24 protein-coding genes are annotated in these 23,409 nt (G+C 45.5%); all 24 read right to left on the bottom strand.

Annotated elements, in window-relative coordinates:
- Positions 1–2: 2 nt before the first annotated feature.
- Entirely contained in the window at positions 3–1,511 is a 1,509-nt protein-coding gene (locus A6749_RS11225; protein ID WP_066389475.1) for an NADH-quinone oxidoreductase subunit M, read from the bottom strand.
- Positions 1,508–3,376 carry an NADH-quinone oxidoreductase subunit L gene (nuoL, locus tag A6749_RS11230; protein ID WP_066389477.1) on the bottom strand — a complete coding sequence of 623 codons (1,869 nt, stop codon included), beginning with the start codon at positions 3,374–3,376 and terminating at the stop codon, positions 1,508–1,510. Before nuoL ends, A6749_RS11225 begins: the two co-directional genes overlap by 4 nt.
- Positions 3,377–3,425: 49 nt before the next feature.
- Positions 3,426–3,740, bottom strand: coding sequence for an NADH-quinone oxidoreductase subunit NuoK (nuoK, locus tag A6749_RS11235; protein WP_066389478.1), 315 nt, complete (start codon positions 3,738–3,740; stop codon positions 3,426–3,428).
- Entirely contained in the window at positions 3,737–4,255 is a 519-nt protein-coding gene (locus A6749_RS11240) for an NADH-quinone oxidoreductase subunit J (protein ID WP_066389479.1), read from the bottom strand. The genes nuoK and A6749_RS11240 overlap by 4 nt, the downstream gene beginning before the upstream one ends.
- Complete coding sequence (gene nuoI / locus A6749_RS11245) at positions 4,252–4,677, bottom strand: NADH-quinone oxidoreductase subunit NuoI (RefSeq protein ID WP_066389480.1); 426 nt, start codon at positions 4,675–4,677, stop codon at positions 4,252–4,254. Before nuoI ends, A6749_RS11240 begins: the two co-directional genes overlap by 4 nt.
- A gap of 60 nt (positions 4,678–4,737) precedes the next feature.
- Positions 4,738–5,742, bottom strand: a complete 1,005-nt coding sequence (gene nuoH / locus A6749_RS11250) for an NADH-quinone oxidoreductase subunit NuoH (protein WP_066389482.1) — start codon at positions 5,740–5,742, stop codon at positions 4,738–4,740.
- Positions 5,742–6,842, bottom strand: coding sequence for an NADH-quinone oxidoreductase subunit D (locus tag A6749_RS11255; protein ID WP_066389487.1), 1,101 nt, complete (start codon positions 6,840–6,842; stop codon positions 5,742–5,744). The genes nuoH and A6749_RS11255 overlap by 1 nt, the downstream gene beginning before the upstream one ends.
- Positions 6,843–6,845: 3 nt before the next feature.
- Positions 6,846–8,141 carry an NADH-quinone oxidoreductase subunit C gene (locus tag A6749_RS11260; protein WP_066389488.1) on the bottom strand — a complete coding sequence of 432 codons (1,296 nt, stop codon included), beginning with the start codon at positions 8,139–8,141 and terminating at the stop codon, positions 6,846–6,848.
- A gap of 3 nt (positions 8,142–8,144) precedes the next feature.
- Positions 8,145–8,657, bottom strand: a complete 513-nt coding sequence (locus A6749_RS11265) for a NuoB/complex I 20 kDa subunit family protein (RefSeq protein WP_066389489.1) — start codon at positions 8,655–8,657, stop codon at positions 8,145–8,147.
- The gene (locus tag A6749_RS11270) at positions 8,648–9,022 is read right to left on the bottom strand and encodes an NADH-quinone oxidoreductase subunit A (protein WP_066389491.1); all 375 of its coding nucleotides are present in this window, start codon (positions 9,020–9,022) and stop codon (positions 8,648–8,650) included. Before A6749_RS11270 ends, A6749_RS11265 begins: the two co-directional genes overlap by 10 nt.
- A gap of 568 nt (positions 9,023–9,590) precedes the next feature.
- Positions 9,591–9,998, bottom strand: coding sequence for a F0F1 ATP synthase subunit epsilon (locus tag A6749_RS11275; RefSeq protein WP_066389496.1), 408 nt, complete (start codon positions 9,996–9,998; stop codon positions 9,591–9,593).
- A gap of 21 nt (positions 9,999–10,019) precedes the next feature.
- The gene (gene atpD / locus A6749_RS11280; protein ID WP_066389503.1) at positions 10,020–11,441 is read right to left on the bottom strand and encodes a F0F1 ATP synthase subunit beta; all 1,422 of its coding nucleotides are present in this window, start codon (positions 11,439–11,441) and stop codon (positions 10,020–10,022) included.
- A 296-nt stretch (positions 11,442–11,737) separates the two neighbouring features.
- Positions 11,738–12,598: an ATP synthase F1 subunit gamma gene (atpG, locus tag A6749_RS11285; protein ID WP_066389505.1), complete on the bottom strand. Its 861-nt coding sequence runs from the start codon at positions 12,596–12,598 to the stop codon at positions 11,738–11,740.
- A gap of 124 nt (positions 12,599–12,722) precedes the next feature.
- Positions 12,723–14,231 carry a F0F1 ATP synthase subunit alpha gene (atpA, locus tag A6749_RS11290; RefSeq protein ID WP_066389507.1) on the bottom strand — a complete coding sequence of 503 codons (1,509 nt, stop codon included), beginning with the start codon at positions 14,229–14,231 and terminating at the stop codon, positions 12,723–12,725.
- 212 nt (positions 14,232–14,443) lie between these two features.
- A complete protein-coding gene (locus tag A6749_RS11295) occupies positions 14,444–14,980 on the bottom strand; it encodes a F0F1 ATP synthase subunit delta (protein WP_066389510.1) in 537 nt (178 codons plus the stop codon).
- Positions 14,977–15,501 (bottom strand): F0F1 ATP synthase subunit B, encoded by a 525-nt coding sequence (locus A6749_RS11300; RefSeq protein WP_066389511.1) that lies wholly within the window; start codon positions 15,499–15,501, stop codon positions 14,977–14,979. Before A6749_RS11300 ends, A6749_RS11295 begins: the two co-directional genes overlap by 4 nt.
- Positions 15,502–15,685: 184 nt before the next feature.
- Positions 15,686–15,898, bottom strand: a complete 213-nt coding sequence (gene atpE / locus A6749_RS11305) for a F0F1 ATP synthase subunit C (protein ID WP_061578892.1) — start codon at positions 15,896–15,898, stop codon at positions 15,686–15,688.
- Between the two features lie 48 nt (positions 15,899–15,946).
- On the bottom strand, positions 15,947–16,657 hold the full coding sequence (atpB, locus tag A6749_RS11310) for a F0F1 ATP synthase subunit A (RefSeq protein ID WP_066389517.1): 711 nt from the start codon (positions 16,655–16,657) through the stop codon (positions 15,947–15,949).
- Between the two features lie 22 nt (positions 16,658–16,679).
- A complete protein-coding gene (locus A6749_RS11315) occupies positions 16,680–17,054 on the bottom strand; it encodes an ATP synthase subunit I (RefSeq protein ID WP_066389521.1) in 375 nt (124 codons plus the stop codon).
- Between the two features lie 6 nt (positions 17,055–17,060).
- Entirely contained in the window at positions 17,061–17,279 is a 219-nt protein-coding gene (locus A6749_RS11320; protein WP_066389522.1) for an AtpZ/AtpI family protein, read from the bottom strand.
- A 328-nt stretch (positions 17,280–17,607) separates the two neighbouring features.
- A complete protein-coding gene (locus A6749_RS11325; RefSeq protein ID WP_084797810.1) occupies positions 17,608–19,905 on the bottom strand; it encodes a S8 family serine peptidase in 2,298 nt (765 codons plus the stop codon).
- Between the two features lie 346 nt (positions 19,906–20,251).
- Entirely contained in the window at positions 20,252–20,881 is a 630-nt protein-coding gene (gene upp / locus A6749_RS11330; RefSeq protein ID WP_066389523.1) for a uracil phosphoribosyltransferase, read from the bottom strand.
- A 142-nt stretch (positions 20,882–21,023) separates the two neighbouring features.
- Positions 21,024–22,265: a serine hydroxymethyltransferase gene (glyA, locus tag A6749_RS11335; protein ID WP_066389524.1), complete on the bottom strand. Its 1,242-nt coding sequence runs from the start codon at positions 22,263–22,265 to the stop codon at positions 21,024–21,026.
- A gap of 166 nt (positions 22,266–22,431) precedes the next feature.
- Complete coding sequence (locus A6749_RS11340) at positions 22,432–22,995, bottom strand: TIGR01440 family protein (protein WP_066389526.1); 564 nt, start codon at positions 22,993–22,995, stop codon at positions 22,432–22,434.
- Between the last annotated feature and the right edge of the window lie 414 nt (positions 22,996–23,409).

Here is a 23,409-nt window from a genome sequence, read left to right on the forward strand (position 1 = left end):
CATCACCCTCCTAACCCAAGCATAATAGTCTCAAGTGTGGCTTGAAGCGGTGAACTTAGGACACTTGGGTAAACACCAATTAACACAATCAACAGCATCAACACGATGACTGGCACCAATTCCAAGCCGCGAAGGTCAAGCACCCCTTCAAAATCGCGATGTGCTTTGCCATACGTCATGCCAAGTACCGCACGAAGTAGGTAGGCAGCCGTCATGATAATTCCGATTGTACCGACTGCGGCAATCCATGGCTGCACTTTAAATAAGCCTAGGAATGCCATAAATTCGCTGACGAAACCAGACATACCTGGAAGTCCGAGAGAAGCCATTGCCGCGGCAAGTAAGAACCCGGCTGCAAGCGGCATTCCCTTTGCCAAGCCTCCCAAATTGTCGATAAACGATGTATCGGTCCGTTCGTACAAGACCCCCACAAGGAAGAACAATAGTGCTGAAATTAAACCGTGCGATACCGCTTGGAAAATCGCCCCTTGAATTCCTGCTTCGTTCATGGCAGCAAGTCCGATTAACACGATTCCCATGTGAGAAATCGAGGAATAAGCCAATACCATTTTAAAGTCTGTTTGAATGAATGCCAGGAACGCCCCGTACAGCAGGTTAATCACGCCAAGGATGGCAATCAATACAGCAAGCTTTTCAAACTGCTGTGGGAAAATCCCCATGCCAAAGCGGATTAAACCGTAGGCACCGATTTTTAAAAGAATACCAGAGTGAATCATAACAACAGATGGCGGTGCTTGAACGTGCACGCGCAGCATCCAGGTGTGCAATGGAAAAATCGGTAATTTGACACCGAAAGCAATCAATAATGCAATAAACAAACCAAGCTTAGCACCGCCGCTTAAAGGACCTGATGGGTCAGCAACGATTTGCTTCAATAGCTCGATATTCGTTGTCCCTGTTTTCGCAAACAGAATCATGATAACAATCAGCAGAACAGCAGAGCCTAAACCGTTATAGATTAAGAAGCTGTAAGCTGCCTTTTCTTTTTCAAAATAACCCCATTTTCCAATCAGGAAGAATGTCGGAATTAATGTTATTTCAAAGAAAATGAAGAACAGTATTAAGTTTTCCGCTGTGAAAACGCCAAGCATGCCGGTTATTAATAGAAGGAACAGCATGAAATAGCCTTTCCATTCTTTTTTAATAAACTTCACCGCGCCGATTGCCGCAAGTGTTGAGATAACGGAGGTCAATACGACCATCAGCAGCTGGAAGCCGCCCACCGCAAGCTCATAATCCACCGAGAAAATCGGCTCTTGAACGTTAATGCCGCGGAACTGAATCCAAGGAACCGATACGGAAAAATCAGCCAGGCTTTTTCCAGCTAGAAAATGTGCATAGACCGCAAGCGATAGAATCAGTGCCGGCAGGGTTGCGAGAAAGCCAACCGCCTTGATTGCTTTTTCCTGCGTCTTTGGCAGCATGGCTAAAACGATAATACCTAGTAAAGGGGAGAATACTAGGATTGAAAGTATAGAATGTAAATTCATCGTAAGTACCCCCCTGTTAATGCAAAGATGACAACTAGAACAGCGAGACCAAGGAAGGCCACGGCACCGTATGTCTGTACCTGTCCGGATTGCATTTTCGAGCCAGTACGACCAAGCCCTTGAACAATGCCCGTAACGCCTTTGACGAGCCCTTCCACTATGAAGACATCAATGAAGCGAAGCAGATAGCTGAAGCCTGCTACTAACGCAATAATTGTCTTCTGATATAGTTCGTCGATGTAGTATTTGTTGTATAAAACCGTGTGCAGCATGTCGCCTTTGCCGCTGAGCCAGTCAGGAGCAATCGAGCGCTTGCCGTAAATTAAGTAAGCGAGTAAAATTCCTGCTAGTGATACAACAGTAGCAGCAATCATAATCCATGCTGGACCTTCGATATGACTGTGTCCGAGCGCCGGGTTGCCGTCTACGAGCCAGTCGCCAAGGAAAGAGCCAAACCATGGTGTGTTGACATAACCAGCGACAACAGCGAGGATACCAAGCAGCACCATTGGCAGAGTCATAACAGATGGTGACTCGTGTACATTTTTCTGATTTCCGCGGTTTTCACCGGTGAAGACCATGAAGAACAAGCGGAACATATAAAATGCTGTCATGAAGGCAGCGATAAGCGCTAATAAGAAGAGAACTGGATGTCCGCCTTCCCATGCAGCGACTAAAATTTCATCTTTACTGAAGAAACCGGATAATCCCGGTACCCCGCTGATTGCGAGTGTTCCAATTAGGAATAGGGGCGCAGTGAACTTTAATTTTTTCCAAAGCCCGCCCATTTCCTCGATGTTCTGCGTATGTACCGCATGAATGACGGAACCAGCAGCAAGGAATAACAATGCCTTGAAGAATGCGTGTGTCATAAGGTGGAACACACCGGCAACATAACCGGCAGAACCCAGTGCAAGCATCATGTAGCCAAGCTGTGAAACCGTTGAATACGCAAGCACGCGCTTGATGTCGGTTTGCACAAGACCGATGCTGGCAGCAAAAATTGCGGTAATACCACCGATTGTCGCAACAGTTAGTAATGCTGTTTTGCTCGCTAAGAACAATGGGAATAACGCAGCCACTAAGTATACCCCTGCAGCAACCATTGTTGCGGCGTGGATCAACGCGGATACAGGCGTCGGCCCTTCCATTGCATCAGGAAGCCATGTATGGAGCGGGAACTGACCTGATTTCCCGATTGCTCCGACAAAAATCAAGATCGCAGTTAAGGTAATCATTGTATTTGATACCGCACCGGCTTCTACAGCTTTAAAAATTTCGCTGTATTCAAAGCTCTTCGTTTGCCAGAAAAGAAGAATCATCCCAATTAAGAGACCAACGTCCCCGATACGGGTCATGATGAAGGCCTTTTTAGCAGCAGCCTTCGCTTCTTCCTTGTAATAGTAGAAACCGATTAATAGGAAGGAACCAACACCAACTAGTTCCCAGAAAATATAGGTTTGCAGAATGTTAGGCGAAATAACGAGGCCCAGCATTGCAAAGGTAAACAGCCCTAAATAGGCATAAAATATGTGGAACCGCTCGTCTCCGTGCATGTAGCCCTTGGAGTAGGTATGTACCAAGAAACTTACGAGCGACACAATAAATAGCATTAATGCATTTAATTGGTTCACTTCAAACCCCGCTGTTAAATGCATATCCCCTATCGTGAGCCAGTTAAATTTCGCAAGATAGCTCGGCTCTGAAAAGCGCTCAAATAATACTAGAATTGAGAAAACAAGTGACGCCAATGTCAGGAGAATCCCCACATACGCACTAGCTTCCTTAAGTCGCTTACCGATCAGAAGAAGGAGCAAAAACGATAATAGCGGGAAAAGCGGTATCAGCCATGCATTTTCCATCATTATCAAATCCCCTTTTTGAAATGGGTGTCAGGCACCACATAAAGGTTTTCTAGTTTTTCATTTCGTTCATTTCGTCGATGTGGACAGTTTTCTTATTGCGGTACAGCGCCATTAAGATCGCAAGTCCAACGGCTGCTTCGGCAGCGGCCACGGCCATAGCGAAAAGGGCAAATACCTGTCCGTCGATTGACGGGTTTATGCCGTACTTACTGAAGGTTACGAGATTAATATTCACGGCATTCAGCATCAATTCAACTGAAATTAACACGATTACTGTATTTCGTTTTGTCAATGCACCGTACAAGCCGATGCAGAATAATATAAGTGCCAGTGCCAGGAAGGCTGAAGCGGGGATTGAACTCATTCCTCATCCGCCTCCTTATCCTCTCGTTTTGCTAAAATAATTGCCCCAATTAAGGCTACTAATAGTAAGACGGATACGAATTCAAATGGAATAATGTATTTCGTGTATAGCACTTTACCAATTTGCAACGTATTGTCTTCATGTAACGTTGTTGGCACCTGTTGAATATCGAAATTGTAGATTCCAACATAAACCGCAAAGGCAAAGCCAACAACTCCGAGAAAGACGAGAATCTTTCTCCATTTTCCTGATTTTGCTTCACTTTCGTCATATGGCTTCGTTAACATGATGCCAAACAGCATGATGATGGTGATCGCACCGGAATAGATTAATACCTGGACAGCGGCAACGAATTCCGCTGACAGCAGGATGTAGACTCCGGCGATGCTGACGAAGGTGAAAATAAGGGCCACGACCATATGAACGACTTTATTCAGGTTTAATAACAGCACGCCGCCGATGATCGCCACAAGTGCGAGGGCCATGAACGCGAAAAATTCACCCGAAAAGGTCATGGTTTATTCACCTGCCGTATATTTTCATCGTTTTCATCCAACCATTCTAGGTTTTTAAATAACATGTCACGGCTGTATTCAGCGAGCTCAAAGTTATTTGTCATGATGATTGCTTCGGTTGGGCACACCTCTGTACATAGGTCACAAAGGATGCAAATTTCAAAGTTAATATCGTACGTATCGATGATTTTCCCTTTTTTATTAGGGTCCGGATGCTTCTTCCCGGTTAACTGAATGCAGTCTGTCGGACAAATGTTGGCACACTGGTTGCAGACAATACATTTCTCCGGATAGAACTTCTGGATTCCGCGGAACCGGTCCGGAAGCGGCAGCGGTTCATTCGGATAATCATACGTCACCTTTTCACGCGTCAACTGTTTTAGGGTATACTTCAAGCCTTTAGCTAATCCAGTTCCAAGCACGTTGTTCACCCCTTTAAATAATATTCAAACGTAATTAAGTTTTGGTATCAGGCACCATTTTTAGAAAAACAACGACTTAATTAATGCCGTTAAGAAGATGTTCGCAAGTGCGATTGGCATTAGGACTTTCCACGCGAATTCCATTAGTTTGTCGGCACGCATCCGCGGGAAGGTGCTTCGGAACCATAGATAAACGAACAGCACAGCACAGAACTTAAGCGCAAACCAGACGGATGCCGGAATGAAGCTTAAGAAACTAAATGGAGCGAGCCAGCCGCCGAAGAATAGAATGGTCACTAATGCGGTCATCGCGAATAAGTATACATACTCCGCAAGCATGAAGAATGCCCAGCGGAAACCGGAATATTCAACATGGTAACCGGCAACAAGCTCTGACTCTGATTCCGGCAAGTCAAATGGCGTACGGCTTAATTCTGCAACCGATGCGGTTAAAAAGATTAAGAAGCCGATTGGCTGCAGTAAAATAAACCAGCCGTGCTTTTGCGCATGCACAATATCGTTCAGATTCAAGCTGCCTGATAGTAAAATAACACCCAATACGGACATAACTAGCGGAATTTCATAGGAAATCATCTGCGCTGTTGCCCGTGCTCCCCCTAATAGAGAGTATTTGTTGTTCGATGCCCAGCCTCCAAGCAGCACGCCGAACACAGTCATTCCGGAAATCGCCACATAATAGAGAAGTCCTACGTTTAAGTCGGCAAATTGAAACTTATCCGTAAACGGAATTGTTGCCAAGACCATAAACGACGGAGCAAAGGCAATCACCGGTGCGATGATGAACAACGGCCTGTCAGCCACTTTTGGGATAATATCTTCTTTAAGTAAAAGCTTCAGAACGTCGGCCACGGTTTGCAATAGTCCGAAGCGGCCGCCGACTTGGTTAGGGCCGTGACGGTTTTGCATGTAACCCATAACCTTCCGCTCTGCCAGGATTGAGTAGGTTACGAAGCCTAGTACAACTAATAGTAAAACGACGCCGAATAGAAAGAAGATGGCAAAGTTGTACAGGCCGGGACTTGATTGGAGCATATCTTCGATCATTAGCCGTCCACCTCTCCAAGAACAATATCAATTGCTCCTAAAATAGCAATCATGTTTGCAATGTTTTCCCCTTCTAACAGCTTAGGAAGAATTTGCAGATTATAGAATGATGGTCTTCTAAACTTTAAGCGGTACGGTTCTTTTTTACCTTCGCTGGAAATATAGCAGCCAATTTCGCCCCGCGGCGATTCGATTCTGACATACGCTTCCCCTTTGGGCGCCTTGATAATTTTCGGCACCTTCGCCATAATCTCACCTTCAGCAGGGAACTGCTCGCAGGCTTGCTCTAAAATTTTCAGCGATTCTTCGATTTCCTTCGTACGGACATGGTAACGTGCTAAAGCATCGCCGCCTTCTTGGGTAATCACGTCGAAGTCAAAGCGGTCATAAATACTATATGGCTCATCCTTGCGAAGATCCCACTTCACGCCGGTACAGCGAAGGTTTGGTCCGCTCAGCGAATAGTTAAGTGCGTCTTCTTTGGTATACTTGCCGATCCCTGTTACTCGGTTGACGAAAATTTCATTCCCGGTTACAAGAGTATGATAGCCCTTCACTTGTTCTCTCATGTAAGGGATAAATTCTTTTACTTTTTCAATCCAGCCCTCCGGCGCATCCCACTTGACACCGCCAACACGCATATAGTTGAAGGTTAAGCGTCCGCCTGAGAGTTCGTTCAGCATGTTGATAATCATTTCCCGCTCACGGAACATGTAGATGAACGGACTTGTGGCCCCAAGGTCCAGCAGGTATGTACCCCACCATACAAGGTGGCTGGCAACACGGCCTAATTCCATTGCGATGACCCTTAGATACTCGGCGCGTTCCGGCACCTTGATGTTCATCATGGTTTCAACCGCGTGACAGATCACATAGTTATTCGTCATAGCCGATAGGTAGTCCATACGGTCTGTGTAAGGGATGATTTGTGTATATTGCAGATTTTCCGCTAATTTTTCCGTTCCGCGGTGCAGATAGCCGATAACCGGTTCAGCTTTGGTGATCAGCTCCCCGTCGAGGTGTACCAAAAGCCGGAATACTCCGTGTGTACTTGGGTGCTGCGGACCAACGTTCAGGATCATTTCTTCTGTTCTAATCACTGGCTACACCTCCACATCATACGGCTCATAATCTTTTCTCAGTGGATAGCCAATCCATTCTTCACCAAGGAAGATCCGGTGCAGGTTTGGATGCCCGGTAAACTTGATTCCAAGCAAATCATAGGCTTCACACTCAGGCCAATCAGCCCCCGCCCAAATCGGCTGTACCGATTCAATTACCGGGTCATTCCGGTCAATCTTCGTTCTGATGGCAACCGACTGACGGTTTTTGTATGAATATAAATGAACGTAAATTTCCATATGTGTTTCAAAATCAGACCCGTGCAGCTCGGATAAATAATCAAATCCTAACAGCTCGTTATATTTTAAAAACTGAGCAAGCTTGAAGTAAGAATCGCTCTTCACAACCAATGTAGGGACGTCTTTTGAGAGTTTATTAATATAAAAATCTTCCAATACGTCGGAGCCCAGATTTTCTCCAATTACCTTCACATACTTGTCAAGGTATGGCTGGTTTGGTGACGGCTTTGCTTCCTCGGCTTCGATATCCGCTGCCGCCGCACCGCCTTTTGCTGCTGCCGCTGCTTTTGCCTTAGCCGCTGCTGCTGCCTTGGCTTTCGCTTTGGCTGCGGCAATTGCTTTCGCCTTTTCATCATCACCAGCTGCTGCGTCCCCGCCGGCTGCCGCCTTTGCCTTGGCTGCCGCGGCGGCTTTTGCTTTTGCTGCCGCCTTCGCCTTTGCCGCTGCTGCTGCTTTCGCTTTCGCATCGTCCCCGGCTGGAGCATTGTCGCTTTCCGTTGCACCGCCTGCAAGTTCCATCGCTTTTCGTTTTGCAGCTGCTGCTGCTTTTGCCTTGGCTACTGCTGCGGCTTTTTTCTTCGCCAGGTCATCCGCATCGTCGGAGCCACTGGCTGCTGGAGCTTCTGCTGTCGGCTCTTCTTCGTCCGCGATGCCTTCGCGTTTCTTTTTCGCTAATGCTGCTACTTTCGCTTTCGCGGCTGCTGCGGCTTTTTTCTTTGCTAGGTCATCTGTGTCGCCTGTGGTGCTGGCTGCTGTTGCTTCTGCTGCCGGCTCCTCTTCGTCCGCGATGCCTTCGCGTTTCTTTTTCGCTAATGCTGCCGCTTTTGCTTTCGCGGCTGCTGCCGCTTTTTTCTTTGCTAGGTCGTCTGCGTCAGCTGCTGCCGATGCAGCCGTTTTTTCAGGTTCTGCCTGTTTTGGCGTATCCTGCGTTTGTCCCGCTTCGGCTTCCGCTTTTGCCTGACGTCTCGCCAGCGCCGCGGCCTTCGCCTTCTCAGCAGCCTCCCGCTTTAATTGCTCAAGATCTTTTTCCCCGCTCATCGACTAGATCACCTTCTTCCCAGTCTTCGCTTCATATTTTATTTTTTCCTTTAACTTATTAATTCCATAAATTAATGCAGCTGGGTTTGGAGGGCACCCAGGAATATATACATCTACAGGGACGATTTGGTCGACCCCTTTTACAACGGAGTACGATTTCACATACGGTCCGCCCGCAGTCGCACAGGAACCCATGGCAATAACCCATTTTGGCTCAGGCATTTGGTCGTAAAGGCGTCTTAAAATCGGCGCCATTTTTTTCGTTACCGTACCGGAGACAATCATGCAGTCCGATTGCCGCGGTGAAGGACGGAAAAACGATCCGAAACGGTCCAAGTCGTAGTGCGCCGCACCAACGCCCATCATTTCAATCGCACAACAAGCCAGACCAAATGTAACCGGGTACAGTGAGCTGCTTCGTGCCCAACCCTTCACTTGCTCTAGCGACGTCATAAATACATTTCTTTTTAACTCTTGCAATTCTAACTCTGAAATACCATCTACTTTTAAATCCATCGTAGCACCTTCTTTTTCCAAGCATATACCAGGCCGATTAATAGCATGATAACGAACAGCGTCATTTCAATCAATGCAAACACGCCCAGCTTATCATAAGCGACTGCCCATGGATATAAAAACACTGTCTCCACATCAAAAATAACAAACATCAGGGCAAAAATATAATAGCGGACATTGAACTGTACACGGGAATCGTGAACCGGATCAATACCGCTCTCATATGTGGTATACTTCTCCGCACTAGGCTTAAATGGGCGCAGAAGCTTCCCCAAAGTTAACGCCACCACCGGCAGCAAAATCCCCAGACATAGGAACACAAAGACTATCAGATAATTATTCTGATATACATTTAAAAGTTCCATGTCTATCCCCTCCAATGTTAAATATTTTCAAACATACGAATATTGTAACCGAATTCATTATAGCATTGTTACAAACCCCTGTCGACAAGCCTTATTATATAAAAATTGGAATTTTAAGCGCCGTTGAATTTTCCCAAATTGGTTTTGTGAGCCCACTCACAAGGATGTGAGTTTTTGGACGTTTTATTCAAATTACGGCGTATATTCGATTGGGTTTTCCTATTTAAAATACTATGTAAAATTCGACAACAACTCCTATTAAATAACAAATTTCGTTTCCTGTCAGTGAGGTTTGTCAATGTTCACAAAGTTATCGTATTTTTTGCTTCATTAAATCGATTAACTTCTATATATATGGGCGGCCCCGAATAAAGACTTACCCCTACCATCATATTCTTAAGGTTCGGTTTCATTCGAACTTTCCTTAAACTAGGACATCTTCACTATGAATTATTTCGATAATCGAATGAGGCATGCGAACCGTCCCCATGCATTACAAGTTTCATGAAAAAAGCCCCTTTGGAAGGCGCGGTTGCCGTCCAGAGGGGCCTTGTGTTTTGAAAAAAGTTTAGAATTTACGTTCTGCTACGTTGAGGCGGTTGACGGCGCGGCGCAATGCTAACTCGGCACGTTTGAAGTCAACATGCTCAAGCTTTTGCTGCTTCATGCGCTGCTCGGCACGTTCTTTCGCTTTTAAGGCACGTTCCACATCGATGTCTTCGGACTTTTCAGCAGATTGAGCTAGTACCGTTACTTGTTCTGGACGAACTTCTAAAAACCCGCCGCTGACAGCGACCAATTCAGTTTTACCATCCTTCTTCAAACGAACGATGCCAATCTCAAGTGGAGCCACCATCGGCACGTGTCCAGGCAAAATACCAAGCTCGCCTGTCTTAGCCTTTGTACTCACCATTTCCACTTCGGATTCATATACCGGACCATCGGGAGTAACAACACTGACTTTAATCGTCTTCATTTTTTACCCTCCCCGGTTTGATTAGACCTCTACACCCATGCGTTTTGCGGCCTCAACCACTTCTTCAATGCGGCCGACAAGACGGAACGCATCTTCAGGAAGGTGGTCATATTTACCTTCAAGAATTTCCTTGAAGCCTTTAACTGTTTCTTTAACCGGCACGTATGATCCAGGCTGACCAGTGAACTGTTCAGCAACGTGGAAGTTTTGTGATAAGAAGAACTGGATACGACGCGCACGTGCTACGACTAACTTATCTTCATCAGAAAGTTCGTCCATACCAAGGATTGCGATAATATCCTGTAATTCACGGTATTTTTGTAGAGTTTGCTGTACTTGACGAGCAACCTCGTAATGCTCTTCACCAACAATATCAGGTGATAATGCACGAGATGTTGATGCAAGCGGGTCCACCGCTGGGTAGATACCCATTTCAGAAAGCTTACGCTCAAGGTTTGTTGTTGCATCTAAGTGAGCGAAAGTTGTAGCCGGTGCCGGGTCAGTGTAGTCATCGGCTGGTACGTAAATCGCTTGGATTGATGTAACAGAACCTTTATTAGTTGAAGTAATACGCTCTTGTAATTTACCCATTTCAGTTGCAAGTGTCGGCTGGTAACCAACGGCAGATGGCATACGGCCAAGAAGCGCGGAAACCTCAGAACCTGCTTGTGTGAAACGGAAAATGTTATCGATGAACAATAACACGTCTTGTCCTTGCTCATCACGGAAATATTCAGCCATTGTCAAACCAGTTAAGGCAACACGCATACGTGCACCTGGTGGCTCGTTCATTTGTCCGAATACCATCGCAGTTTGCTTGATAACGCCGGAATCTGTCATTTCGTGGTAAAGGTCGTTCCCTTCACGTGTACGCTCACCTACACCAGCGAATACAGAAATACCGCTGTGCTCTTGTGCGATGTTATTGATTAATTCCTGGATTAATACGGTTTTACCTACACCGGCACCACCGAATAGACCGATCTTACCACCCTTAATATATGGTGCAAGAAGGTCAACTACCTTAATACCAGTTTCAAGAATTTCAACCTCAGTTGAAAGATTTTCATATGTTGGTGCTTCACGGTGAATGGAATCACGGCGTGCACTTGCTGGAATTTCACCTTTAAGGTCAATTGCTTCACCTAATACGTTAAATACACGACCTAAAGTTGGCTCACCAACTGGTACAGAAATCGGTGCACCAGTATCTTCTACTTCTAATCCGCGAGTTACACCATCAGTTGATGCCATCGCGATTGTACGAACTGTATCATCACCTAAATGAAGGGCTACTTCAAGGGTTAAGTGAATATCTACTTCAGATTCATTTTGCGCCTTTTTCACGACTCTAAGCGCATTATAGATCTCAGGAAGATGACCATCATCGAACTTAACGTCAACAACCGGACCCATAACCTGAAGAACATGTCCTTTGCTCATCATTTTTCCCTCCTAACTTACTCTTTGCTGAAACATTACCGAACTTATTGTTAAAAAAGGTGTCAGGCACCAATTATTTATTGTCTAGCTCCAGCGCCCTAGCGGCTAGTGTCCTTCGCTCTCCGCCCTACGATAAGTCAACATCGAATCGCCTATACGGCTCTTCGTGTTTCCTTTATCTCAGTTGGAGCGCTCCAGAAGGAAAGCTTCGGCAGCATAGGCATCGCACGAAGAAAAAGTGTTAGCTTTTTCGAGGAGGCCATACGCCGCTGAACAGGGCGCTTCCGCTTTTCTATCTATTCTAATGCTGCGGCACCGCCGACGATTTCGGTAATTTCCTGTGTGATCGCTGCTTGGCGGGCGCGGTTGTAGCTTAGTGTCAGGCCGCGGATGAGTTCTTGTGCATTGTCGGTTGCGTTACGCATTGCAGTCATCCGGGCAGCGTGCTCACTTGCTTTACTGTCTAAAAGCGCACCATAAATCAAGCTTTCTGCATATTGAGGAAGCAGCACTTCTAAAATCTCTTCAGCATTCGGCTCGAACTCATAGGAAGTGAGTTTATGTGAAGATCCTGCTAAATCCGTTAATGGCAACAGTTTCTTCTCCGTTACTTCCTGTGAAATCGCACTAATATAGTGGCTGTAATAAACATATAATTCATCGAATGTTCCATCAGAGAACATGCCGACAGTAGTGCTTGAAATGTCTTTAATTTCTTGGAAGCTTGGCTGGTCGTTAATCCCAATGATATCAAGGACAACGTTATAACCCCGCTTCACAAAAAAGTCACGCCCCACTCGGCCAATCGCAATAATCGCAAATTCGTCATTAGATTTATGACGGCTTTGGATTGTTTGATGGACACGGCGGATTACGTTACTGTTAAACGCACCAGCAAGACCGCGGTCGGAAGTAATCACGATGTAGCCTGTCTTTTTTACAGGACGGTGGGTCAGCATCGGATGAATCACGCCGCCTGCACCAAGGGCAATCGATGCAGTAACTTCCTGGATTTTTTCCATATAAGGCACGAATGATTTCGCGTTCATAACACCGCGATTCCATTTCGCGGCCGAAGTCATTTCCATTGCCTTTGTAATTTGACTCGTCTTTTTCGTCGAATTAATCCGCGTTTTTATATCGCGTAATGAAGCCATAGGTTCTCACCACCCTCATTCAAAGAATGTTCTTTTCATGGGGTCTAACCCCTCTTTCAGCATCCAATAACTTATTGGAATTTGATAGAGGGGTCAGCCCCCTTCGAACTAATGCTAGACCTTATTATTCAGAAACAGCAAACGTCTTTTTGAAGGCGTTGATTGCTTCAGCCATTACATCATCTTTAGGAAGATCCTTCGTTGTCGTAATTTGGTCTAACAGATCTTTACGGTTGTGGTCTAACCAGCTATGGAATTCTCCTTCAAAACGGCGAATATCCTGTACTGGAATATCATCAAGGAATCCACGAGTTAATGCATAAAGAATCATAACCTGCTTTTCAACGGAAAGCGGCTTGTTAAGGTCTTGTTTTAGGACCTCAACTGTACGGGCACCACGGTTAAGCTTTGCTTGAGTCGCCTTATCAAGGTCAGAACCGAACTGAGCAAATGCTTCTAATTCACGGTAGGAAGCAAGGTCAAGACGCAATGTACCAGCAACCTTCTTCATTGCCTTGATTTGCGCAGAACCCCCTACACGGGAAACGGAAAGACCTGCGTTGATCGCCGGACGAACACCGGAGAAGAATAGGTCTGATTGTAAGAAAATCTGTCCATCTGTGATGGAGATAACGTTTGTTGGGATATAAGCAGAAACGTCACCTGCTTGTGTTTCGATAAATGGTAATGCTGTGATAGAACCAGCACCAAGCTCATCGTTTAATTTTGCAGCACGCTCGAGCAGACGTGAGTGTAAGTAGAATACATCCCCTGGATATGCTTCACGACCTGGAGGACGGCGAAGTAACAAGGAAAGCTCACGGTATGCAGAAGCTTGTTTTGTTAAATCATCATATACGATTAATACGTGCTTACCGCTGAACATAAATTCTTCTGCCATTGCAACACCTGCATATGGTGCTAAGAATAGCATTGGAGCAGGCTGTGATGCAGACGCAGACACAACGATAGAGTATTCTAATGCGCCGTTTTTACGAAGCGTTTCAACGGCGTTACGTACTGTTGATTCTTTTTGTCCGATTGCAACATAGATACAAATCATGTCTTGGCCTTTTTGGTTGATGATTGTATCGATTGCTACAGATGTTTTACCAGTTTGACGGTCACCGATGATTAACTCACGCTGTCCGCGTCCGATTGGCACAAGTGCGTCAATCGCTTTAATACCAGTTTGAAGAGGCTCATGAACGGATTTACGAGCCATTACGCCTGTTGCTACTTGCTCAACTGGGCGGGTTTTCTTTGCATTGATAGGACCCATGCCATCGATTGGTTGTCCCAATGAGTTAACTACACGTCCAATTAGTTCCTCACCAACCGGAACCTCCATGATGCGTCCTGTACGACGAACCTCGTCACCTTCTTTAATGTCAGTGAAAGGTCCAAGAATAATGATACCGACGTTATTTTCTTCAAGGTTTTGTGCCATACCCATAACGCCGTTTGCGAATTCAACAAGTTCTCCGGCCATGACATTGTCAAGACCATGGACACGTGCGATACCGTCACCAACGGAGATAACAGTACCAACATCGGTCACTTGAATTTCTGCCTGATAGTTTTCGATCTGCTGTTTTATCAGGGCACTGATTTCTTCAGCTTTGATGCTCATGAGTTTCACCCCTATTCTACATTGCTTTACATATACTTTTCGCAACATTCAATTTCGATAATTGTCCAGCTCCGGCTCCCAGCGACTAGTGTACTTCGGTCTTCTCCCTGCGATAAGTCAACATCGAATCGCTTGCGCTCTTCGTGTTTCCTTTATCTCAGTCGAACCCCTCCAGTCCATACGTCGCTAAACGGTCGCCTCCGCTTTTCGTTCTAGCCTAACATTGTACGTTCTAAACGATCGAGTTTGCCGCGCAAACTGCCGTCATATATACGATTTCCGATGCGCAGCTTCAAACCGCCGAGTAAATCGGAATCAACGAAATTTTTAATATTTAATGCTTTTTTGCCAACTTTCGCTGCAAAAACAGCGGAAACTGCTTCACGCTCTGCGTCAGTTAATGCCCGTGTGCTGTAAACATCCGCTTCAGCAACACCCATTTCCTCATTTGCCAGCGCTAAAAATTCGTCTGCCACTTCTGTTAAATAATCTTCACGGTGGCGGTCAACTAATAACAATAGTGTATTAAGCACATAGCCATTTACAGATGCAAAAGCCTGTGTTAATACTGCCTTTTTCGTTTCTTTTGTCAGCTTGGAAGAATGAAGAACAGCTTTTAGTTCAGGAGTATAGCCGGCAACTTCCTTCACCACGCGAAGGTCTTCGGCCATTGTCCCGAGCAGCTGCTTTTCTTTAGCAATTTGCAAAAGAGCCAGCGCATAGCGTTTTGCTACGATTGAGCTACTCATCGTAATTCTCCTGCCTCTTTAATATAATCATTAATGAGTTTGTCTTGGTCTTGTGCACTTAATTCTTTTTCAATCACTTTAGAAGCCACTAAGACAGACAAGTGTGCCACTTGCTCGCGGATTGCGACAACGGCTTTTTCTTTTTGCTGTTCGATTTCCAATTTCGCTGATTCTTTTAAACGCTCAGCTTCACTGCGAGCTGTTGCAATAATTTCTTCACGCTGAATGTCGCCTTGCTTTCTCGCATTTTCGATTAAGCCCTGAGCTTCATTGCGTGCTTCTTTTAATAGATTACGCTGTTCATCTAACAATTTCTGTGCTTCTTTGCGGCTGTTTTCGGCTGCATCGATTTCACTTGCAACATGCTGTGCACGCTGATCCATGATTCCCATAAGAGGGCCCCATGCAAATTTCTTCAGCAACAGCATTAGAATGATAAACATCACAAGCTGGAATACAATATCACCAGTATTAATACCTGTATGTGCTGCTTCACCTAGTACAAGACTGCTTGTTAACACCTCGCACTTCACTCCCTTCCAGAGACATTCCTTTATATCAAGTTTCGCTTGTATTCAAATTCATTTTTTCAAAAAAACCTGCTTCGCCGCCGAAAAAAGCACGTCTGAAGCTTCCAATGACATAATAGAATGGCGAAGGTTCTCACGAATGATCTTCGCCATCTGTTTACGTCTAAACTCTTAATTATCTGCCTTGAACCATGAACGCGATAACAACCGCGATGATAGGAATCGCCTCAACTAACGCAACCCCGATGAACATTGTAGTTTGAAGCATACCACGTGCTTCTGGTTGACGGGCAATCCCTTCAACTGTACGAGATACGATAAGACCGTTACCAATACCAGCACCTAGTGCCGCTAAACCAATTGCAATTGCTGCTGCTAAAAGACCCATTTCTAAATTTCCTCCTTAAATGTATAAAAAAGTTTATTTGGTTTATTATTAATGGTCGCTGCTCACTTTGTGAGACAAATATACCATTGTTAACATAGTAAAGATAAATGCTTGGATTGCACCAACAAAGACTGAGAATCCTTGCCATGCAAGTGTTGGAATAATCGCACCGATTGTTCCCCATAGGCCTGTTGCCATGCTTCCGGCAAGTAAACCTAGTAAGATTTCACCGGCGTAAATGTTTCCGTAAAGACGGAGACCGAGAGTCAGAGTATTTGCAAACTCTTCGATAATTTTAATTGGGAGCATAAACCAGAATGGTTTTAAGAATTCCTTCGCATATGCGCCTGTCCCTTTTAACTTCACACCATAGTAGTGTGACAAACCAACAACCATTGTTGCCAGTGTTAATGTTATCGCCGGATCGGCTGTTGGTGATTTCCACCAAAGTTGACCGTTAATAACTACTGAGAATGGTAGTCCCAGCATATTAGATACAAATACATACATAATGAGGGTAATTCCTAGAATATGGAATCTGCCGCCATCCTTCCAGTCCATCGTACTGTTGATAATGTTTTTTACAAAATCCATGACCCACTCCATGAAATTCTGCATGCCTGTCGGCTTCATGGCGAGTGCCCGCGTCGATAGAACGGCTAATAAAAATACTACTACTGTGGCAACGGTAATCATAAGCACGTTTGCCAAGTTAAATTGCAGTCCGAGTAAAGTAACTATCGGATTTTCGTGATGCAACAGTATTCACCTCGCTTCCCTGCTATTTATTTATTCTTAATGTGTGTATAAAAAAATCTATCATAATGACAATATAGGATGTCATTAATCCCAAAACAATAGAAATGATATTAAGATAATCCGGATATCTTAGAGCAATGATGACAGCGAATGCTCCAGTAGCCATTCTGGAAAAAGTCCCAAGCGAGCGGATCTTCTGCCCTTTTAGCACTTTATCGCCAAATTGATCGGCTTTTCGGACCATTAACCACAAATTAAAAAGGCTCAAACCCGTCCCAAGAATCAAGCCCAAAAAGACCGATTGATAAGACGTGAACCCCCAGCCAAGTACGTAAATAGCCAGCAAATAAAACATCCATTTTTTACTTCTTGTAAAAATCTCCTGAAGTTCAGGCATGGTGGTTTAATCTCCCGAAAAAAAGTGGCGGATTGAGACAAACATGGAATAAATACCAGCTGTCAGTCCGATGAACAATCCGATGATGAGAAAAATTGGTTCTGAATCCCATTGCTGATCCAGCCATCTTCCTCCGAAAACACCAATCAGGACGGAGCCTGCAAGCTGTGCAAGAATGGCAGACATCAAGCCCATCGCTTTCAATGGATTGCGGTCATTTTTCATATAAAATCATCCTCACTTTCGAGAATGAGAAACGGACTTTACGCTATTTTGAGGGTTGTGACAACTTTGTGAAAACCCTCCCAAGCACACCCTTTGTTAGCATACAATAGGCACCTGTCAATGTCAATGAATTTAAGGGAATTATTCCACTATTCCTCTACCAAAATTTTTTCCAATTGGCATCAATAGTAAACACTATAATTGTATTGTAAATTCGTCCATATTTCCGACAAAAATATGAACAATTTGTGAACATTTTGTTAAGTAGTCGTAAATCCCCAATAAAAAAGATATCACATTTTTTGATTTGTGATATCTTTTTTTAAAATTATTTTAAAATTGTGATCATCGTTTCAATAAAGTCCTCTTTCCCTGCTTTTTTGGCAAATACCTTTGCTAAGTAAGTTCCTTCCGGCGGCAGCTGGTCTGCGGTGAATTCCTGCCTTTTGAGGCCGTTCTTCACATTCACGCTTGTATCCAAAAAGCCGACAAACCGAAAGCTCTCTGGGTTAAATAAGGCAATCCCAAACTCCTCGGCACCGCCTGGTAAGTAGACTTCATAGTGGTACGTTCCTGGCTGGTCCCCTTCGGCAAATTCAAAGCCCATCACCCTCGGATACCCCGGCTCCTCAAGTACATATAAATATGGAATGTTAATGGTTTTCGAACCGGCGAACAGTTTTATATAGCCATCATGAATTTTCTTTTTAAAAACGTCCGGATCCACTGTTAGGTTAACCGTCACATCCTTTGACTGTTTCGGCCCCAATGTGAACGATAACGGAAACCGCCAGTCGAGTCCGTCTTCCTGATACGGAATCGCAAACGAGTATCCCTGCTTTTTATCGCTGGTATTTTCCACATGCAGCCGTACTTTATGCCTGTTGTGCTGATTCGTATACTTACCGAACTTAATGCTCCCGGGAGAGACAAGCGACTCTGTTTTGATGGCATCGGCCACTTGAATCCGTCCGGCCCCCTGCTCATAGGTGCGGTACAGACCAGCAGCGTTGGATTGGCTTTGTTCCCGCCGTTCCGGTTTAGATGTTCTATACCACGGTGCCCCGGCCTCTGTCTTTTCGCCAAGCGGTTTAGCCGTATTCATTAAGGAGGACTTAATTTGCTCCGGCGTCCAATCAGGATGCGCCTGCTTAATAAGCGCGCAGGCCCCGGCAACATGCGGTGCGGCCATACTCGTCCCCTGCAATGACAAGTATCCGCCCGGGACCGTCGAGTTAATCGCCACCCCTGGTGCAAGAATATCGGGCTTGATTTCCCATGTCCCTGTCACCGGGCCTCGTGAACTAAAGTCGGCCAGCTGATCTTTTTCTTTCTTAATCTGGAGCCGGGCTGTCTGTGGTTTCTGTTTTTTTAAAAAATCTCCGTCTTTCTTTGATAACGAACCGACCGGAATGGAAATCTCCGTTTCCAGATTGCCGATGAAGCCGCCGCCGATATTGTTGTAGATAAGGACTGCCTTCGCCCCCGCCTCCTTCGCGTTTTTTGCCTTTTCGGTAAAAGTGAAAGTACCGCGCTTAATGAGGACAATTTTCCCCTGAACATTCTGAAGGTCCTTCTTCCGGCCGAGACCGCCGTCGACCATTTCATACGAGCGGTCCAACGCCCATTCCGCCGAGCCTTCCATCGGCTGAATCCGGATTTTATCCCGCGTTCCTTCTATTAATAAATAAGGGATCTCCATTGTTGGCGTGGAAGCCCCGACCGATATCGCTTTTGACGAAGTACCCGGCGAGCCGACCGTCCAAACATTCGGACCGGAATTGCCGGCCGCCGCCACCGCAACGATGCCTTTCCCGACAGCGCGGTCAAGAGCCAGGCTGATAGGAAGATCTGGTCCGTTAATGCTGTTGCCAAGCGAGAGGTTGACAATATCGACTTTGTCTTTGATGGCCTGGTCGATCGCTGCAAGCACCTGCTCCGTCGTACCGCCGCCGCCCGGACCGAGCGCCCGATACGCTAAGATTCGAGCTTCAGGGGCAACCCCTTTTATTTTTCCATTCGCTGCGATAATGCCGGCCACATGGGTACCGTGGATTGTCTGCCTGCCCGGGGTGAGAGTTTCCATCGGGTCGGTGTCGTTATCGACTAGATCATGTCCGCCTTTATAGTTTAGTTTAAGGTCCGGATGGGTGTAGTCGACTCCGGTGTCAATGACCCCGACGGTGACTCCCTTGCCGGTTAGCCGCTTGTTCTTGCTGTCAAAAAAACTGCGGACCTCATCGACGCCGATAATTTTGACACTTTCCTCCGTTTGCACCTGGTATTTGGTTACCGGCGAAACGTGGATAATTTGTTTTTCCTGCTGTTGCTGCTGTGTTAGGCGGGCAATTGTTTCCGGTGATCCTTGGACGGAAAAGCCGTCTAAAGCCTCATGAAAAATTCGCCTCAGCTTCACGCCTTTGTACGGCTTGATGAGGCGTTTAATCTCCTGCTCGGTGTGCGGTTTGTCCAATACCACAATAGCAACGGTGTCTTTTGTCGATTTTGGGATTGGCGGGTGAACGAGCTGTTTGGGTTGTGTTTGGGCTTGTATTGACACCAGCGTCAGGTTTTTTGCAGCCGGGAATAGTTGAAATGCTAGAAGCATGGATAATAGAAGTTTCATTTGAAGAAGTCCCCTTTTTTCATATCGTTTTCATTGGGCGGGGAAAGTATGCAGTTGTTTGGTAGAGAATATTTTGTCCCTCGCTTTGAGGTAAGGGTTATGGCTTGAATTATAAACTTCTCATGGGAGAATTGTCATTGATGAAGGACATTTTGGGGGCTTTCCTTTACGATTTTGGTCTTCATAAGAGCGATGAAGGACATTTCGGCGGCTTTCCTAATATGATTTTTGTCTTTCAAAACACTATAAAAGACATTCTGAGCTTTATCATAAAGCATTTGTCCTTCATAAATTAAGCACCAAAAAGCCAGGCGTCAACCGCCTGGCTTAGGTAACTTTCAAAAAATTATTTCGTTCCGAACAACCGGTCTCCGGCGTCGCCGAGTCCTGGTACGATGTAGCCGTGGTCGTTCAGCTTCTCGTCTAGGGCAGCGATGTAGATGTCCACGTCAGGATGTTCGTTTTTAACTGCTTCAACGCCTTCTGGTGCGGCAATCAAGCACATGAATTTGATATGTTTCGCGCCGCGTTTTTTCAAGGCATGAATCGCATCAATCGCGGAGCCACCTGTTGCCAGCATCGGATCTACGACAATGAAGTCGCGCTCTTCTACATCATTTGGGAGCTTCACATAGTATTCTACCGGCTTTAATGTTTCCGGGTCGCGGTATAGACCAACGTGGCCCACCTTTGCAGCAGGAATCAACTTTAACACGCCGTCCACCATGCCAATGCCTGCACGTAAAATCGGTACCAGCCCGATTTTTTTACCGGACAACACTTTTGACTGTGTTTTGCAGACTGGTGTTTCGATTTCGATATCTTCAAGCGGCATATCCCTTGTAATTTCAAACGCCATTAATGTAGCTACTTCGTCGACAAGCTCGCGGAACTCCTTCGTTCCCGTATTGATATCACGTATGTATGTCAGCTTATGTTGAATTAATGGGTGGTCGAAGACGTAAACCTTTGCCACAATAATCGCCCCTTTTTATGAAGTATTTAATTTTTTACACTGCGGTTAATTTTACAGAAAAACGATCGAATGAGCAACTCCAATACTTGGCTTATATGTAAAAAAAATCGGCCTACTATTATAGTTAGGCCGATTCTTGGAATTAATATTCAGGATAAAGTTTAAATTTATCAGTTAACGTATTTACGCGTTCACTTGCTTCTGCAAGTTTTGCTTCATCCTCATGGTTTTTCAATGTAAGGGCAATAATAGATGCAATTTCATCCATATCTTCTAACCCAAAGCCGCGGGAAGTAACCGCCGCCGTACCAATGCGGACACCGCTTGTTACGAATGGACTTTGCTGGTCGAATGGAATCGTATTTTTGTTTACCGTGATGCCGACTTCGTCAAGAACGTGCTCCGCCACTTTACCAGTAAGGCCGATTGCTGAAACGTCCACAAGCAGCAAGTGGTTGTCAGTACCGCCGGAAACAAGAGTTAAGCCTTCTTTTTGCAGGCTTTCTGCTAAACGCTGTGCGTTATCAATGATGTGCTGTGCATATTCTTTAAAGCTGTCCTGCAGTGCTTCGCCAAAGGCAACCGCTTTAGCCGCAATCACGTGCATTAATGGACCGCCTTGAATTCCAGGGAAAATCGACTTGTCAATCTTCTTGCCGAATTCTTCGGTTGTTAAAATCATCCCGCCGCGTGGACCGCGAAGAGTTTTGTGAGTTGTTGTTGTTACGAAATGTGCGTATGGCACTGGGTTTTGGTGCAGACCTGCCGCAACAAGACCAGCAATGTGAGCCATATCGACCATTAAGTACGCGCCAACCTCATCAGCAATCTCGCGGAACTTCGCGAAGTCGATTTCACGAGGGTAGGCGCTCGCACCTGCTACAATCAGCTTCGGCTTGTGCTCAAGTGCTTTTTCCCGAACATCTTCATAGTTGATGCGGTGTGTTTTTTCATCTACGCCGTATTCCACGAAATTATATTGAACACCACTGAAGTTAACCGGGCTGCCGTGTGTTAAGTGGCCGCCGTGGGAAAGATTCATACCAAGCACGGTGTCTCCCTGCTCAAGAATCGTGAAGTAAACCGCCATATTCGCCTGCGCGCCTGAATGCGGCTGAACGTTAACATATTCTGCGCCAAAGATTTCTTTCGCACGGTTGCGTGCTAAATCTTCCACGATATCGACGTATTCGCAGCCGCCATAGTAACGGCGTCCAGGATAACCTTCTGCGTATTTATTGGTTAAAACGGATCCTTGTGCCTCCATAACGGCTTCGCTAACAAAGTTTTCTGAGGCAATTAGTTCGATTTTTGCACGCTGACGGCCAAGTTCTTGCTGTATCGCTTTAAAAACCTGCTCGTCCGCTTGAGACAAATGCTTCATGTTCGATCGTCCCCCTAAGTATGTATTAAATAATTTCGAAAATTCCTTTTTTATTGTAGCACGAATAACAGCAAAAATATACTATTTTTCGGTTTTGGTAAAAATAATAATATTTTACTGCTTATTTATTGGTGGTATTTATCCTAAATACGAACATTAATAGTGACTAACACTTATAATTTTCGGTTTTATTCTCATAAACCGCTCTAGCACCGCCGATGAGTTTTGGTCTAGTTTTTGCCAGCGTCACAAGGGCATTGCCGACGGTTTTCTGTGAGACTCGGATTGGCACGGCGACATGTTTTAAATGCATGCCGATTAAGGTTTGGCCGATATCTATTCCTGCTTCCGCCTTGATATGTTCGACAACAACAGCATCTTCAAGGTTGTTAAACGCATATGTCGCCATTGCTCCGCCCGCTTTGCGGACAGGAACAACAGATACCTCTTCCAGCTGCCGCTTTGCTGCCACGGCCCGCTCAACAACAATGGCCCGGTTTAGGTGCTCGCAGCATTGAAACGCAAGCTCGACCCCTGTTTTTGCCTGCAAGTTTTTTAACGCTTGAAAAATCATTTCAGCGGCCTCGAAGGTTCCCGCCGTTCCGATTCGCTCGCCGGCGACCTCACTTGTACTGCAGCCGACGACCAAAAGCTCACCTGGTTTTAGCGATGCCTGCTCGTTAAATTCCATTAAAATCGTTTCCAGCTGTTTTTCCCATTCGTGAATCATGCATCCCCGCCCCTTTCTGGAGATTTTTTATAGTAATGAAGTTTAGTGGTTTAATACGGACTCTCATTGACCGGTTAGAGGGTATTCTTCGTATTTTGGGTAATGGAACCCGCTTTCATTGACCTGATACGGGATTTTTTTGTGTTTTGGGCAATGGAACGCTCTTTCATTGCCCAAAACAAGTTTTCCCACACGCTTTGGTCAATGGAACACACTCTCATTGACCAAAAATGAGATTTCCCTCGCGGTTCGGGCAATAGAATACACTCTCATTGACCAAAAACGAGACTTCCCTCGCGTTTCGGGCAATGGAACACACTCTCATTGGCCAAAAACGAGACTTCCCTCGCGGTTCGGGCAATGGAAACGGGTCCCATTGTCCAAAAACGAGATTGCCCACACGTCTCGGGCAAT

Origin of the sequence: Neobacillus mesonae (assembly GCF_001636315.1) — a bacterium.
GTDB classification, from domain to species: Bacteria; Bacillota; Bacilli; order Bacillales; family Cytobacillaceae; genus Neobacillus; species Neobacillus mesonae.

Excerpts from the sequence above, each read along its gene's own strand:
- A6749_RS11225 (WP_066389475.1), bottom strand. The coding sequence starts at position 1,511 with ATGAATTTACATTCTATACTTTCAATCCTAGTATTCTCCCCTTTACTA.
- nuoL (WP_066389477.1), bottom strand. The coding sequence starts at position 3,376 with ATGATGGAAAATGCATGGCTGATACCGCTTTTCCCGCTATTATCGTTT.
- nuoK (WP_066389478.1), bottom strand. The coding sequence starts at position 3,740 with ATGAGTTCAATCCCCGCTTCAGCCTTCCTGGCACTGGCACTTATATTA.
- A6749_RS11240 (WP_066389479.1), bottom strand. The coding sequence starts at position 4,255 with ATGACCTTTTCGGGTGAATTTTTCGCGTTCATGGCCCTCGCACTTGTG.
- nuoH (WP_066389482.1), bottom strand. The coding sequence starts at position 5,742 with ATGATCGAAGATATGCTCCAATCAAGTCCCGGCCTGTACAACTTTGCC.
- A6749_RS11260 (WP_066389488.1), bottom strand. The coding sequence starts at position 8,141 with ATGAGCGGGGAAAAAGATCTTGAGCAATTAAAGCGGGAGGCTGCTGAG.
- A6749_RS11265 (WP_066389489.1), bottom strand. The coding sequence starts at position 8,657 with ATGGATTTAAAAGTAGATGGTATTTCAGAGTTAGAATTGCAAGAGTTA.
- A6749_RS11270 (WP_066389491.1), bottom strand. The coding sequence starts at position 9,022 with ATGGAACTTTTAAATGTATATCAGAATAATTATCTGATAGTCTTTGTG.
- A6749_RS11275 (WP_066389496.1), bottom strand. The coding sequence starts at position 9,998 with ATGAAGACGATTAAAGTCAGTGTTGTTACTCCCGATGGTCCGGTATAT.
- atpD (WP_066389503.1), bottom strand. The coding sequence starts at position 11,441 with ATGAGCAAAGGACATGTTCTTCAGGTTATGGGTCCGGTTGTTGACGTT.
- atpG (WP_066389505.1), bottom strand. The coding sequence starts at position 12,598 with ATGGCTTCATTACGCGATATAAAAACGCGGATTAATTCGACGAAAAAG.
- atpA (WP_066389507.1), bottom strand. The coding sequence starts at position 14,231 with ATGAGCATCAAAGCTGAAGAAATCAGTGCCCTGATAAAACAGCAGATC.
- A6749_RS11295 (WP_066389510.1), bottom strand. The coding sequence starts at position 14,980 with ATGAGTAGCTCAATCGTAGCAAAACGCTATGCGCTGGCTCTTTTGCAA.
- atpE (WP_061578892.1), bottom strand. The coding sequence starts at position 15,898 with ATGGGTCTTTTAGCAGCAGCAATTGCAATTGGTTTAGCGGCACTAGGT.
- A6749_RS11315 (WP_066389521.1), bottom strand. The coding sequence starts at position 17,054 with ATGCCTGAACTTCAGGAGATTTTTACAAGAAGTAAAAAATGGATGTTT.
- A6749_RS11320 (WP_066389522.1), bottom strand. The coding sequence starts at position 17,279 with ATGAAAAATGACCGCAATCCATTGAAAGCGATGGGCTTGATGTCTGCC.
- A6749_RS11325 (WP_084797810.1), bottom strand. The coding sequence starts at position 19,905 with ATGAAACTTCTATTATCCATGCTTCTAGCATTTCAACTATTCCCGGCT.
- glyA (WP_066389524.1), bottom strand. The coding sequence starts at position 22,265 with ATGAAGCATTTGTCTCAAGCGGACGAGCAGGTTTTTAAAGCGATACAG.
- A6749_RS11340 (WP_066389526.1), bottom strand. The coding sequence starts at position 22,995 with ATGATTCACGAATGGGAAAAACAGCTGGAAACGATTTTAATGGAATTT.